The following is a 14,277-nucleotide window of genomic DNA, read 5'->3' on the forward strand; positions in this document are numbered from 1 at the left end:
CCCTGCCCGACAACGGGCGTATAAGCTGTAGGGGCGGCATCACACAGGGAGGCGCACGTGCAGACACAACCACAGATAACCCGGCTGCTGACGGCACTGGAGCAGGTGATCCTCGGCAAGCCGTTGCAGCTCAAGATAGCGCTGGTGACCCTGCTGGCCCGCGGCCACCTGCTGATCGAGGATCTGCCCGGCATGGGCAAGACCACCCTGGCCCACGCCTTGGCGCAGGTGCTGGGGCTCGACTGCCGGCGGGTGCAGTTCACCGCCGATCTGCTGCCGGCCGACCTGCTGGGGCTGCAGATTTTTGATCCCCACCAGCAGCAGTTTCGCTTTCACCCGGGCCCCGTCTTCACCCAGGTACTGTTGGCGGACGAGATCAACCGCGCCAGCCCCAAGGTACAGAGCGCCCTGCTGGAGGCCATGGCCGAAGGCAAGGTGAGCATAGAGGGAGAGAGCCACCCGCTGCCCTCCCCCTTCTTCGTCATCGCCACCCAGAACCCTGCGGATCAGGCGGGCACCTATCCCCTGCCGGAATCCCAGCTCGATCGCTTCGCGGTGCGCCTCTCCCTCGGTTTTCCCACCCCGGAAGCAGAGCGTCGACTGCTGCGCGGGGCCAGCCAGAGCGCGCCCCTCGAGCGGCAGCTGAGCGCCGCCGAGCTGACCGCCCTGCAGGCCGAGGCGGCGCAGATCCACCTCTCAGATGCCAGCCTCGACTACCTGCTGGCACTGGTGCAGCAGAGCCGCTTCGACGCCGACCTGCCACAACCTCTCTCACCCCGCGCCGCCCAGACCCTGCTGGCGGTGAGCCGGGCCTGGGCGCTGGTGGCGGGCCGCCGCTTCGTCAGCGTGGAGGATGTGCAGGCGGTCTTCCCCTACGTGGCCGAACACAGGCTCAGGGGCAGCTTCGGGGTGCAGCGTGGCGAAGCCTGCCCGCTGAGCCAGCGCCTGCTGGCCCGGGTCGATCCGGATCGCCCCTGATGAACTGGCGCCAGCGCAGGACCAGGTGGCAGCAAGGCTGGCTGGCCCGGCGCATCCCGCCAACCCGCCAGATCACCCTGCAGGGGCGCTGCCTGTTCATCCTGCCCACCCGGCTCGGTCTCTGGTATCTACTGGTGATGCTGGCCATCTATCTGCTCGGCACCAACTACCAGAACAACCTGGTGTTGCTGGTGGCCTACGGCCTCGGCAGCCTGTTCATGGTCACCATGTGGCTCACCCACCGCAACCTGCTGGGGCTGTCTCTGCTGGGGGGGCCCGCCGTACTGGGAGAGGCGGGCAGCCCCCTGCCCATGCCCATCACGGTGCGCAGCGAACGGCCGCTGCAGGCTCTGCAATTTTCCCTTAATGAAGGGCGGCTCTGGCTGGCGCAGGTGGATGCGGTGCCGCAACCCCTGCTCCTGCCGGTGCTGGGTCCCCGGCGCGGACGCCTGCCGCTGGAGAGGCTACGGGTGGAGAGCCGCTACCCCCTCGGCCTGTTTCGCTGCTGGACGCTGCTGGACCTGCAGCTGGAGGGCTGGCTCGCGCCGGCCCCCGAGTATGGCCCCTTGCGCGGGGAGGCAACAGCCGATGCGGCGGGCAATCGGGGACAGCCCACCCCGGCCTCGATGGGGGACTTCGACATGCTGCGGGCCCACCAGAGCGGGGAGCCGCTGAGCCGGGTCGCCTGGAAGCAGCTCGCCCAGGGACGCGGCCTGCTGGTGAAGCAGTTCTGCGAGCCGGGACAGGATGATACTCACCTCAGCCTGCAGCGGGTCGGCGGCCGGGATCTGGAGCAGCGGCTGGCGGTGCTCGCCTGGTGGTGTGATGACTACGCCAAGCGGGGCATACCCTTCAGCCTGACGCTGGCGGGCCGGACGCTCGGGCCGGACAGCGGGGCTAACTTTTTGCAGCGCTGCCGGCTGGCGCTGGCCCGCGTCGATGCCGTGGAGTCGCAGCAGGAGGTCGACCTCGATGCTGCTCGATAACCGGCGCCTGCTGCCGCTGCTCGCCCTGCTGCAACTGCTGCTGATCCCCGCACTCTGGCCCCAGTTGCAACTCTGGGTGGTGGCCGTTTCACTGCTCACCTTGGGCGTGCGGGCCATGATGCTGTGGCGGGGCTGGCGCCCGCCGCCCGCTACCGCGCTGGCACTGTTGGCCATGCTGGGCGTGGCGCTGCTTGGCTGGCAGTGGCGCCAGCTCGGCACCTTGCCGGCCCTCATCAACCTGCTCTGGCTCGGCTACGGCCTCAAGCTCATCGAGGTCCGGCGAGAGCGGGATGTGGAGCAGGTGCTGCTGCTCGCCTTCTTTCTCGTCGCGCTGGCGCTGGTGCAACGGCAAAGCATGGGGTGGGCCCTGGCGATGACGGGGGCGCTCTGGCTGGCGGTCACCACCTTGCTGGCGGCGGTGCAGCCCCTCGGCCAGCGGCTGTGGCGCCGTGCCGGGCTCATCCTGCTGCTGGCCATCCCCCTGCTGCTCACCCTGTTTCTGCTGCTGCCAAGGCTGGCGCCACTGTGGCAGATGCCGAGCAGCAGCCGCGCCCTCTCCGGCCTCTCGGAGGAGGTGGCCCCCGGCGACATCAGCGAGCTGGTCAACTCCTCCGAGCTGGCCTTTCGCATCACCTTCGCCGCTGCGCCGCCCCCGCCGAAGGAGCGCTACTTCCCGCTGATGCGCCAGGAGCTGTTCGATGGCCGGCGCTGGTTGCTCAGCGAGCAGGTGCGCCGCTGGCAACAATCCCAATCCGTGCAGATGCTGCCGGCGGCCAACCCGACGACCCCGCTGCCGGCCGGCAGCTATCAGGTGATCGCCGAGCCCCAGCGCCTGCGCTGGACCCTGGCCCAGGCCAACCCCGAGGTGTTGAGCGGCCCGGTCATCTTGAGCCCCCTCGCCACCCTCTATCGCCAGGATCGGGGGATGGCCGCGTCAGTTACCGGGTCAGCACGGCCGCCATGGCACCACCAGCCGATGACGCTGCCCGTCACCTCAACCTGCAGTTGCCCGCCGGCGGCAACCCCAAGGCCCGGGCCCACGCCCTGGCGCTCAAGGCCCGCCATCCGGCGCCAGAGGCGCTGGCCGCCGCCCTGCTGGGCGAGTTTCACCAGGGCGACTTCTACTACACCCTGCAGCCGCCGCGGCTGGGGCAAGACGGGGTGGATGACTTTCTGTTCGAGAGCCGGCGCGGCTTTTGCGGTCACTACGCCACGGCTACCGCCTTCGTGCTGCGGGCGGCCGGCATCCCGGCCCGGCTGGTGACCGGCTACCTCGGTGGCGAGTGGAATCCGAGGGGCAACTACCTGGAGGTGCACCAGTTCGATGCCCACGCCTGGGTGGAGTATCTGGATAAGCAGAACCGCTGGCAGCGGCTCGATCCCACCGCCGCAGTGGCCCCCCAGCGCATCGAGGGGGGCATGCCGGCGGCCCTTGGCGGCGAGTTCGCCGCCGCCGACCCGCTCTCCTTGCAGCGCTATCGCAACTGGGCCCTGCTCAACCAGTTGCGCTGGTGGGGGGCCAATCTCGATTACCAATGGACCCGCTGGGTGCTCAACTATGATGCCGCCAGCCTGTGGCAGCAGCTGGGGCAACGCTGGCCGGTGCTGGCCGGCCATACCCACTGGCTGATCCTGGCCGCCCTGCTGGGGGTGGCCAGCCTCGTAGGCGGCCTGCTGATCTGGCACGGCCCGGCTCCGCTGCCCCTGCGGCTATGGCAACCCCTGCGCCGGCGCGCCGCCCGCCATGGCTGGCAGCCCTTGGCGGGGGAGAGCCTGGCCAGCTGGTGCGAGCGCCTCGCCGGCCTCAGACCTGCCTTGGCGCGGCCGCTGCAACAGGGGGCCTGGCTCTACCGGCGATGGCGTTATGCCCCCTTGTCGGCGGTGCAGCGTCACCGTACCTTGCGCCAGCTACAGCGACGACTGCGCCAGATCTGCCGGCTCTGGGATACCCACCACTGACGGCAGTGCAGCGTCAACCCACCTTGCACAAGATGCGGCGACGACTGCGCCAGATATGTCGGCGCTGGGATGCCCGCCACTGACGGCAGTGCAGCGTCAACACACCTTGCACAAGATGCGGCGACGGTTGCGCCAGATCTGCCGGCGCTGGGATACCCACAGCTGACGGCGGTGAAAACGGCGCCCAAACAAAAGGGGAGCCAGTGGCTCCCCTTGTTGTCAGACAACGGCGACTGCGAGGCTTATGCCTGCTTGCTGTTTTGCGCCGGATTGTCCCAGATCCCCTCTTCCAGCTGGCTGCGGATCTCGGGGTACTTGTTGGCGTCGAAGGTGGGCACCTTGCCCAGCTTGAGCTGGTCGTTGTAGTCCCGCGCCAGCTTGATGGCCACCCCGGAGAGCAGCAGAATCGCCACCAGGTTGACGATGGCCATCAGCCCCATGGAGACGTCCGCCATGGCCCACACGGTCGGCAGCTCGCCCACCGAGCCGAACATCACCATGCCCAGCACGAACATCCGGAACAGCATCAGACCGCCCTTGTGGTTGTGCTCGAGGAACACCAGGTTGGTCTCGGCGTAGGAGTAGTTCGCCACGATGGAGGTGAAGGCGAAGAAGAAGATGGCCGCGGCGATGAAGATGTTGCCACCGCCACCGATCTGGGAGGAGAGCGCCCGCTGGGTCAGCTCCACCCCGGTGATGCCGGAGCCCGGTTCAAACTGGCCGGACATCAGGATGATGGCGGCAGTACAGGTACAGATGACGATGGTATCGAGGAACACCCCCAGCATCTGCACATAACCCTGGGAGGCCGGGTGCGGCGGATAGGGGGTTGCGGTCGCGGCGGCGTTGGGAGCGGAGCCCATACCGGCTTCGTTGGAGAAGAGACCGCGCTTGATGCCGTTGATCATCGCCTGGGAGATGGCGTAGCCCAGCGCACCGGAGCCGGCCTGCTCAAGACCGAAGGCGGACTTGATGATCAGGCTGAACACCCCCGGCAGCTCGCTGGTGTTCATGGCGACCACGAACAGCGCCATCAGGATGTAGGCCAGCGCCATGAAGGGCACGACCAGCTCGGCGAAACGGGCGATGCCGCGAATGCCGCCGAAGATGATGAGACCGGAGAGCACCACCAGTGCCAGACCGCTGACCCAGTCGGGGATGCCGAAGGCCACGTTCATCGCCAGGCTGATGGAGTTGGCTTGTACCGCGTTGAACACCAGACCGAACGCCAGGATCAGGCAGAGCGAGAACAACACCCCCATCCAGCGCATGCCGAGCCCCTTCTCCATGTAGTAGGCGGGGCCGCCACGGTAGTTGCCGTCCTCATCCTTGACCTTGTAGAGCTGGGCCAGGGTGCTCTCGACGAAGGCGGTCGCCATGCCGATGAAAGCGATCAGCCACATCCAGAAGATGGCACCCGGGCCACCCAGATAGATGGCCACCGCCACCCCGGCCAGATTGCCGGTACCCACGCGGGCGGCAAGGCTGGTACAGAGGGCCTGGAAGGAGGAGATGCCGGCGTTGTCTGATTTGCGGCTGTTGCGCAAGACGGAGAACATGTGGCCGAAGTGGCGGATCTGGATAAAACCCAGGCGGAAGGTGAAGAAGATGCCGACGCCGATGAGCAGGTAGATGAGCACGGCTCCCCACATCAGGTCGTTAATCATTGCGATCAAGGTGTCCATATTTCTCTCGTTGTTATCACATCCATGGTCAGTCTGCGCTGACCCCTTGCTGTCTGTTTCTGAATTTGCGGTTCACTAAAGGGGCGGAATCTAGCATAGCGAGGGAGTTCAGAATAGTGATCGGGATCACTGCGGAAACAAAAAACGAGCGATCCAGTGCATTAAAGCTTCATTTAACTCGCAAAATTTCAACAAAACTGAGAATCCAATCAATCAGCCGACAAATTAGACCCAAAAGAGCACTTTTTGGCAATTATCTACATAGAGGTAGAGCAAGCAGAGAAGGGGGCAAACCATTACGCAAGCGTTTACCCATCCGGGCAGCCAAAACCCCTTTGTTTCGCCAAACGTTTTACACGTAATAAAATTTCAAGAGGCTGATCGGACAATTTGTGTGATCGATGCCACAAAACCGATAATCAACCAAAAAAGTTGTTTTTGGCGGCCGCTAAATTCACTCCGGCAAAAAGGATAAAAGTCGTTTTTTATCAAATACTTTTAGCCACTCTTTCCCACCGCGGCCAGGGAGTGGCTGATAAGCATACAGCCCCCCCTATTGCAGGATGAGCCACATCCGTATTAATTAGGCAGGCAATGACGATGGGACACACCCATCGCGCTTTTCTGAGCCTGAGCCGCCGGGATTTTGTAATTTTATTTCAGAACTGTCGTCTCACGCCCGCCACCCCCGAGCCAGCACCCTTTGCAAGAAGAGTGCGCCCTCATAAAGAGATGATATTTACCATGGCCGATAAATTAACCCAGCTGAAAGCCCTGACCACAGTTGTCGCCGACACCGGTGATATCGAAGCCATCAAGCGCTACCAGCCCATCGATGCCACCACCAACCCCTCTCTGGTGTTGAAGGCATCCGAGATCCCCGAATACGCGGCGCTGATCGAAGACGCCATCAACTGGGCCAAAGCCCAGAGCCAGGACAAGGCACAGCAAATCATCGACGCGGGCGACAAGCTGGCAGTCAACATCGGCCTGGAAGTGCTGAAAATCGTCCCGGGCCGCATCTCCACCGAAGTGGATGCCCGTCTCTCCTTCGATACCCAGGCCAGCATCGCCAAGGCCCGCAAACTGATCCGTCTCTACAACGAAGCCGGTATCAGCAACGATCGCATCCTGATCAAGCTGGCTTCCACCTGGGAAGGCATCCGTGCCGCCGAGGTGCTGGAGAAAGAGGGTATCCAGTGCAACCTGACCCTGCTGTTCTCCTTCGCCCAGGCCCGTGCCTGTGCCGAAGCCGGCGCCTTCCTGATCTCCCCGTTCGTCGGTCGCATCCTCGACTGGTACAAGGCCAAGCACAACCGTGACTACACCGCCAGCGAAGATCCGGGCGTGGTTTCCGTCACCTCCATCTACGACTACTACAAGCAGCACGACTACCCGACTGTGGTCATGGGCGCCAGCTTCCGCAACACCGGCGAGATCCTGGAACTGGCCGGCTGCGACCGTCTGACCATTGGCCCGGCCCTGCTGGAAGAGCTGAGCAAGACCGAAGGCGCCGTGGTTCGCAAGCTGAACTACACCGGCGAGCGCAAAGCCAAACCGGCTCCGATGACCGAAGCCGAATTCCGCTGGGAACTGAACCAGGACGCCATGGCCCACGAGAAGCTGGGCGAAGGCATCCGCATGTTTGCCATCGACCAGGGCAAGCTGGAAACCATGCTGGCCAGCCGCCTCTGATGAGAGCCGTCATGAGCCGATGAAAACCGGGTTCCCGCAAGGGAACCCGGTTTTTTTATGGGCGCTGGACCCTTGTCATGTGTTCGTCACGAAAACGTTTTATTTTCAATGCCGTTATGTTATACGGATGGTGAAAACGAGAATAACCAAGGAGGGAGCCATGGAAATGTTCAACTTCGAATATGACGATGTAGTTGAGCTCGGTTCACGTAGCCGCGGGACAACGGGAAAGAAACGTAAATGGCGTGAGATTGAGGCGTTGAAAGACAAGCACCGCCTGCAGAAGGAGCTGCAATCCATCGACATCGCCTACGAAGGTCTCTCAGACGAGATCGAACTGTAAAAACAAGGCCCCGGTTAACCGGGGCCTTGTTTTTTAAGAGCGTGTCGCCCCTCAGGAAGAGAGCGGCAACGACAGACGCTTGGCCAGAGCCTGAAAGTGCTGGCTGATCTCGGGCCCGAACAGCGGATCCCCGATGGCGCGGTTCTGCCAGATCTGTTCGAGGTGACGCCAGTCATCCTCGGTCAGCGAATCGCGCAGATGAGGGAAGATGACCCCCTCCTCGTAGTTCATGTGCGCCTCCTGCAGCGCCACGAACTGCTCCAGCTTGGCGGTGAACTGATCGAGCGGGATCACCGCATCCATCAGGATCATCTCCACCATCTCCTTGAGTTCGGCACCGGCTTCCAGCAACTTGGCATGCTCGGCCTGCAGCCGGTTGGCGACGTCCCCCTCCACTACCCGGTACTTGAGGTAGTAGTCATAAATGATGTCTTCCTTCGGATGGTGATACTTGTCCGACACCTCCCTCAGGTAATCCACCACATCGCGGATCAGGAAATAGCTGACCCGCTGTTCGTCGCGAATGGCGGCGAGCTTGTGTTTGAGCAGATCCAGCAACCTGGCGATGTTGAGATGGTCCTTGTGCAGACTGGCTAGCATGGGCACTCCTTGCGCTGAAATGAGACGATCCTGTTTCGAGTATACGGTCATTTATCGCGCCAACTTTGCACTCAATCAAGTCATCTGCAGACAAAACAGCGGGTAACGCACAATGCCGCCCCCCTGTTCATGCCCCCGCTCGCCAGCCGCTGGGTCCCTCACTCGCAGACCGAGTGCCAGTTGATGGGGCTCATCCCCTGTTGACTCAGCAACCGGTTGGTTTCGGAGAAGTGGCCGCAGCCGATGAAGCCGCGATGAGCAGAGAGCGGGCTGGGATGCGGCGCGCTCAGCACGTGATGACGCTGCCTGTCGATGAAGCGACCCTTCTTCTGGGCATGGGCCCCCCACAGCAGGAAGACCACCCCCTGACAGCTGGCATTGATCTGCTCGATGACCCGGTCGGTGAAGGTCTCCCAGCCCAGATGGGCATGGGAGTGAGCCTGGCCCGCCTGGACCGTCAGCACGGTATTGAGCAGCAGCACTCCCTGCTTGGCCCAGGACTCCAGAAAGCCGTGACTGGGTGTGACAAAACCCGGCAGATCCCGCTGCATCTCCTTGTAGATGTTGACCAGCGAGGGGGGCGTGCGCACCCCGGGCAATACCGAGAAGCAGAGGCCGTGTGCCTGATTGGGGCCGTGATAGGGATCCTGACCCAGGATCACCACCTTGACCTGATCCAGCTCGGTCAGCTTGAAGGCATTGAACACGTCGGTCGCCGGCGGATAGATCACCTTGCCCGCCTCCCGCTCACTCCTGACGGTCGCCAGGGTCGCCTTGAAATAGTCCTGCTCCTTCTCGGAGCCAATTACATCAGTCCAGGTCTGCACCCCAATCTCCTCATTGAATCTGTCCGGATGGACGCCCTGTTACCCCGTGCAGGGTCACACCGCCTGATGCGGGTCGGCGCGCCACCATCCTCGATGAATACGGCGGGTTTTGCGGCATGCGGCTTGGCCCATGCCGGGCCATGCGAGCCATGCGAGCCAGCACGCCGCCATCCTCGCTGAATGCGGCAGGACATGGTGCTGGGCCCAGTGCTGGCGTCACCATGCCCTCATTAATGCGGCAAGGCGCTCAGGATAGGGGGCCAGCCCCCGGGACGCAACCTTGGCACCCTCTACCGAGTCCCCTCGCCCCCGAATGGCAACTGCATGGCAACGGTATGACAACCTTCCGCGCACCCAGCTCTCCCGGCCACTGTGGGCCGCGGGGTCACCTTGACCGTGGCAATCGGCGGCTCGGCTGAGACAGCCTTATGCCAAGGCAACCTTATATAGATGTCTGAGCAGCAGAGGGAGGGCAAACCTGGCCCCGCCACCTTCACCGCAGGCTTGGCCCCGATGCCCCCACAGGGGAGATGAGATCGGCTCATGCATGACACAAACCTTAAAACATGTAGTTAAATTACTAGATTTAATTAATAGAAGATGCATAATTCAGATATCTTACATAATCAGAAAAATGACCTCTTTTTGATTAATCTCAATAATTTAATCCCTTCCAGCTCGCGCAAACTGCGTATTTTTTGATTTGGATCAATTTTCGTAATATTACCATCGTGGTATATATGACCCAACAAAGTAAAGGTGTAAGGCAAGGGCCCTTTAAATCATCCCGGTGGTTTAAATACATCAGGGTAATTTCCTTACAGTTGAATCCGCTTTCCTATGAGGAGTCATACCATGATCAAGGGCATCCAAATCACCCAGTCTGCCAACGCCGCTCTGCTGAACTCGTTCTGGCTGCTGGACGAAGAGAAGCAACAGGCTCGTTGCATCTGCGCCAAAGGCGACACCTTCGCCGCCGATCAGGAAGTCAGCGTCTCTGACCTGGGCCAGTTCGAATACCGTGAACTGCCGGTACAAGCCGAGCCGGCTGTCGAAGGTGGCCAGCACCTGAACGTCAACGTCCTGCGTCGCGAGACCCTGGAAGACGCCATCGCCAACCCGGAAAAGTACCCGCAGCTGACCATCCGTGTCTCCGGCTACGCCGTGCGCTTCAACGCACTGACCCCGGAACAGCAGCGTGACGTGGTGACCCGCACCTTCACCCAGAGCCTGTAAGTCGCTCTGCAGCAACCGGTATCATGAAAAACGGCCCAAACGGGCCGTTTTTTTTATGGTTTGAATTCACCCACCCGCGCTCGCCGCCCTTGAACGACAGACTGGCAGCGCACGGTGCGGGGATCGGCGGCTCAATGCTGATCCAGCTTGACGGCTTGCGGCGGGTTGCTCAGCGCCTCGTGCATCTGCTGCTCATCAAGCTGATCGCAGTAACGGGCCACCACCAGGGTGGCCACCCCGTTGCCGATGAGGTTGGTCAGGGCGCGGGCCTCCGACATGAAGCGATCAATGCCGAGGATCAGCGCCAGCCCGGCCAGCGGCAGGTGGCCCACCGCCGAGATGGTGGCCGCCAGCACGATGAAGCCGCTACCGGTCACCCCGGCGGCCCCCTTCGAGGAGATGAGCAGCACCACCAGCAGGGTGATCTGCTGGAACAGATCGAGCGGGGTGTTGGTGGCCTGGGCGATGAAGATGGCCGCCATGGTCAGATAGATGGAGGTGCCATCCAGGTTGAAGGAGTAACCGGTCGGGATCACCAGCCCCACCACCGACTTCTTGCAGCCGAGCGCCTCCATCTTCACCAGCATGCGCGGCAATACGGATTCAGAAGAGGAAGTTCCCAGCACGATCAGCAGCTCTTCCCGGATATAGGAAATAAAGCGCAGGATGCTGAAACCATTCGCTCTGGCAATACTGCCCAGCACCAGGAAAATGAACAACAGGCAGGTCATGTAGAAACAGGCAATTAATTGTCCGAGCTGAACCAGCGAGCCGATACCATATTTTCCGATGGTAAAGGCCATCGCGCCAAATGCCCCAACCGGTGCCAGCCGCATGATCATGTTGATGATCCCGAAAATAACCTGGGAGAAGCTGTCGATGACATTGAATATCACTTTGCCCTTCTCGCCGATATGGTGCAGGGAGAAGCCAAACAGCACCGCAAATAACAGCACTTGCAGAATGTTGCCGCTGGCGAAGGCGCCGACCACGCTGCCCGGGATCACGTCCAGCAGGAAGGGGATGATGCCCTGTGCCTTGGCCTGCTCGGCGTAGGCGGAGATGGCGCTGGCGTCCAGCGTGACGGGGTCGACGTTCATGCCCGCCCCCGGTTGCAGCAGGTTGACCACGCACAGCCCGATGATGAGGGCGATGGTGCTGACCACTTCAAAATAGAGCAGCGCGATGGCGCCGGTTTTACCCACCGCTTTCATGCTCTCCATGCCGGCAATACCGGTCACCACCGTGCAGAATATAACCGGGGCGATGATCATTTTGATTAATTTAACGAAACCATCCCCCAGCGGTTTCATGTCCGCACCGAGGTCGGGATATATATGTCCCAGAATGACCCCGAGGGTGATCGCTAACAACACCTGAAAATACAGGCTGCTGACTATTCTTTTCTGCATTCTTAACGTCCTGTCAATTTAATGAGATGTGTCATGGCAGAAATACGCATGCAGCAATCCGTGACGAAATAGTGTTATTTCGCCCGGTTCGTGCCGTTCCCTCATCACAACAGGGGCTACTTTCCCATGTTAAAAAAAGCAATTAATAGACATCAATCACACAACAGATTTAACAACATTAACACCACGGAAACCTGGCTGTATTTACTCTGTGATTGATTTATGCTGGCCAGAGAAATAAAAACAGACCGCAAACAAAAATGCCCCGCAGTGCGGGGCATTTTTATTGGGCAAGCAAAGCCGGACTTAGTTGGAAGTATCGAGCGGCTCGAAACCCTTGATGAGATCGTCGATGGCCTTCATCTGCTTGAGGAAGCCTTCCAGCTTCTCCAGCGGCAACGCGCTCGGACCGTCGCAACGGGCAATCTTGGGGTCCGGGTGGGACTCAATGAACAGACCGGCCAGACCGACCGCCATGCCGGCACGGGCCAGCTCGGTCACCTGCTCGCGGCGACCACCGGAGGCAGCGCCCATGGGATCGCGGCACTGCAGGGAGTGGGTCACGTCGAAGATGACCGGGTAGCCGCCGGTGCTCTTCTTCATCACCCCCAGCCCCAGCATGTCCACCACCAGGTTGTCATAACCGAAGTTGGCACCGCGTTCACACAGGATCAGACGGTCGTTGCCGCACTCCTCGAACTTGTCGGTGATGTTCTTCATCTGGCTTGGGCTCAGGAACTGCGGCTTCTTGATGTTGATGACGTTGCCGGTGCGGGCCATGGCCTCCACCAGATCGGTCTGGCGCGCCAGGAAGGCGGGCAGCTGGATGACGTCGACCACCTCGGCCACCGGTTTGGCCTGATGGGGCTCGTGCAGATCGGAGATGACCGGCATGCCGAAGGTCGCTTTCAGCTCCTGGAAGATCTTCATCCCCTCTTCCAGACCCGGACCGCGGTAGGAGTGGATGGAGGAGCGGTTGGCCTTGTCCCAGCTCGCCTTGAACACGAACGGGATACCCAGCTTGGAGGTCACTTCCACGTACTTCTCGCACACCGCCATCGCCATGTCGCGCGATTCCAGCACGTTCATGCCGCCGAACAACACGAACGGTTTGTCGTTGGCGACGTCGATGCCATTGACCTTGATATTCTTCTGTTCCATCTCAGGCTTCCTTAGGTAAAAGGGCTTGCAGGGCTTGAATTCACATCCGGCCGCGCTGCCCAGGGCAGCATGGCCTCGATACTCGTCGGTTGCATCTCCCAGGCCTTGCATGCAACGGCATGGGACTCTTCATTCGGCCAGGACCTCGCCATGCAGCGAGGCCGTTACCCGCCTCTCAGTGGAGGGGCTTGGGGCTCAGATCCAGTGCGGCCAGCTGGGCCTTGAGCACGTCGGCCACCGGATCGTCCGGGCACTGTTCAATAAAGTATTCAAAATCGTCGGCGGCAAAGCGCGGGCAGTCGAGCTGCTCGTAGATGAAGCCGCGATCCCGCGTCTCCAGCGGGTCGCCGGGCTTCATCCGCAGCAGCAGTTCGCTGCAGCGCAGCGCCTCTGTCATCCGGTCTTCCCGCAGCAAAGCGCCCTTGCTGACGTTGAGCAGCCGCTCGATGATCTCCCACTGGCCGGCAGGCTGCAGGTGATCCGAGCTGAGGGTGGCCAGGTTGCCGAGGGCCCCGCGCAGCAGCAGCTCGATGTGGTGCAGGCTCAGCTCGTCGCCGGTGAAGGGGTCTACATAAACCTCCCCCTCGCTGCCGGCGAAGCTCACCAGGAAGTGGCCGGGGAAGCAGATCCCCTCCACATCCAGCCCGAGCTTGCGCCCCAGCTGAATGATGAGGATGCCAAGGCTGACCGGAATGCCCTGCTTGCGGGCCAGGACCTGGGCTAGATCGCAGTTGGCCACCGAGAAGTAGTCCTGCCAGTCGCCGTGAAAGCCCAGAGTCTGATAGAAGCCCTGCAGCAGCTGGCGGCGCACTTGGTCGCAATCCCCTTCCTCGATGGCCTCGTCCAGCCAGGCGTCGAGCCGGGCCAGCTCCGCCGTCCCGCGGCCGCTGATGCCATGGATCTCGTCGCTCACCGACAGCGCCAGCTCGGCGATGTCATGGGCTTCGAAATCGGTCCATTCGTCTACGCGTATCATCGTCATCATCCTTAACCGAACAGGCTGGCCTGCTTGTAGACGGCCAGCTTGGCGATGAAGAAGACCCAGCCGAGGGCTCCCAGAAACGCAAACCAGCGGATGCCGTTACTGCGGGCCAGGCGCAGTGCCATCATGGCCAGAAAGGCCACCACCAGGATGGCGGTCAGCTTTTCGCTGAGCCAGGGGGTGGCGTTGTTGAGCGGGTTGAGATCCAGCACCATGCATAGCAGCACGCCGGAGAGCACCACCAGGCCGTTGAGCCAGCCGCTCAACCTGAGGGTACGGGCGCTGGCGGCGCGGCTCGAGCCGGTCTGCAGCCAATAGAAGCGCAACATGAACATCAGCACCGCCAGGCCTATCAGCAGCAGGTGCAGATGTTTGATAGCAAAATACATAACGTGTCCTTGAACAAAGGCAGG

General features: G+C 61.6%; 12 protein-coding genes and 1 pseudogene. 6 read left to right on the top strand and 7 right to left on the bottom strand.

What is annotated here, in order from left to right; all coding sequences use genetic code 11:
• Positions 1-57: 57 nt before the first annotated feature.
• The 3 genes and pseudogenes from E5E97_RS21095 to E5E97_RS21105 all read left to right on the top strand — a co-directional run bounded on the left by E5E97_RS21095 (position 58) and on the right by E5E97_RS21105 (position 3,923).
• Positions 58-978, top strand: coding sequence for a MoxR family ATPase (locus E5E97_RS21095; RefSeq protein ID WP_171281002.1), 921 nt, complete (start codon positions 58-60; stop codon positions 976-978).
• Entirely contained in the window at positions 978-1,964 is a 987-nt protein-coding gene (locus E5E97_RS21100; protein ID WP_171281003.1) for a DUF58 domain-containing protein, read from the top strand. Before E5E97_RS21095 ends, E5E97_RS21100 begins: the two co-directional genes overlap by 1 nt.
• Positions 1,951-3,923 (top strand): annotated as a pseudogene (locus E5E97_RS21105) (DUF3488 and DUF4129 domain-containing transglutaminase family protein). Before E5E97_RS21100 ends, E5E97_RS21105 begins: the two are co-directional and overlap by 14 nt.
• Before the next feature lie 242 nt (positions 3,924-4,165).
• Here E5E97_RS21105 and E5E97_RS21110 read toward each other — a convergent pair.
• The gene (locus E5E97_RS21110) at positions 4,166-5,608 is read right to left on the bottom strand and encodes a sodium:alanine symporter family protein (RefSeq protein ID WP_171281004.1); all 1,443 of its coding nucleotides are present in this window, start codon (positions 5,606-5,608) and stop codon (positions 4,166-4,168) included.
• 744 nt (positions 5,609-6,352) lie between these two features.
• On the opposite strand from E5E97_RS21110, the gene tal reads away from it, so the two are divergent.
• Both tal and E5E97_RS21120 read left to right on the top strand, forming a co-directional pair.
• A complete protein-coding gene (tal, locus tag E5E97_RS21115; protein ID WP_016351598.1) occupies positions 6,353-7,303 on the top strand; it encodes a transaldolase in 951 nt (316 codons plus the stop codon).
• 160 nt (positions 7,304-7,463) lie between these two features.
• Positions 7,464-7,646: a DUF3545 family protein gene (locus E5E97_RS21120; protein ID WP_016351599.1), complete on the top strand. Its 183-nt coding sequence runs from the start codon at positions 7,464-7,466 to the stop codon at positions 7,644-7,646.
• 51 nt (positions 7,647-7,697) lie between these two features.
• Here the strand turns inward: E5E97_RS21120 and E5E97_RS21125 are convergent, their stop codons facing one another.
• A complete protein-coding gene (locus E5E97_RS21125; protein ID WP_011706927.1) occupies positions 7,698-8,246 on the bottom strand; it encodes a hemerythrin domain-containing protein in 549 nt (182 codons plus the stop codon).
• Between the two features lie 158 nt (positions 8,247-8,404).
• A complete protein-coding gene (ung, locus tag E5E97_RS21130) occupies positions 8,405-9,073 on the bottom strand; it encodes a uracil-DNA glycosylase (protein WP_011706928.1) in 669 nt (222 codons plus the stop codon).
• A gap of 855 nt (positions 9,074-9,928) precedes the next feature.
• On the opposite strand from ung, the gene grcA reads away from it, so the two are divergent.
• Complete coding sequence (gene grcA / locus E5E97_RS21135) at positions 9,929-10,309, top strand: autonomous glycyl radical cofactor GrcA (RefSeq protein ID WP_011706929.1); 381 nt, start codon at positions 9,929-9,931, stop codon at positions 10,307-10,309.
• A gap of 131 nt (positions 10,310-10,440) precedes the next feature.
• Here the strand turns inward: grcA and E5E97_RS21140 are convergent, their stop codons facing one another.
• The 4 genes from E5E97_RS21140 to E5E97_RS21155 form a co-directional block, all read right to left on the bottom strand.
• A complete protein-coding gene (locus E5E97_RS21140) occupies positions 10,441-11,721 on the bottom strand; it encodes a dicarboxylate/amino acid:cation symporter (protein ID WP_171281005.1) in 1,281 nt (426 codons plus the stop codon).
• A gap of 306 nt (positions 11,722-12,027) precedes the next feature.
• Positions 12,028-12,882 carry a 3-deoxy-8-phosphooctulonate synthase gene (gene kdsA / locus E5E97_RS21145; RefSeq protein ID WP_106553115.1) on the bottom strand — a complete coding sequence of 285 codons (855 nt, stop codon included), beginning with the start codon at positions 12,880-12,882 and terminating at the stop codon, positions 12,028-12,030.
• 175 nt (positions 12,883-13,057) lie between these two features.
• On the bottom strand, positions 13,058-13,858 hold the full coding sequence (locus E5E97_RS21150; RefSeq protein ID WP_010633228.1) for a SirB1 family protein: 801 nt from the start codon (positions 13,856-13,858) through the stop codon (positions 13,058-13,060).
• 11 nt (positions 13,859-13,869) lie between these two features.
• Positions 13,870-14,253 carry a SirB2 family protein gene (locus tag E5E97_RS21155; protein ID WP_017409175.1) on the bottom strand — a complete coding sequence of 128 codons (384 nt, stop codon included), beginning with the start codon at positions 14,251-14,253 and terminating at the stop codon, positions 13,870-13,872.
• Positions 14,254-14,277 lie beyond the last annotated feature (24 nt).

The sequence above is a fragment of the Aeromonas sp. 2692-1 genome (assembly GCF_013085505.1).
GTDB lineage: Bacteria > Pseudomonadota > Gammaproteobacteria > Enterobacterales > Aeromonadaceae > Aeromonas > Aeromonas hydrophila.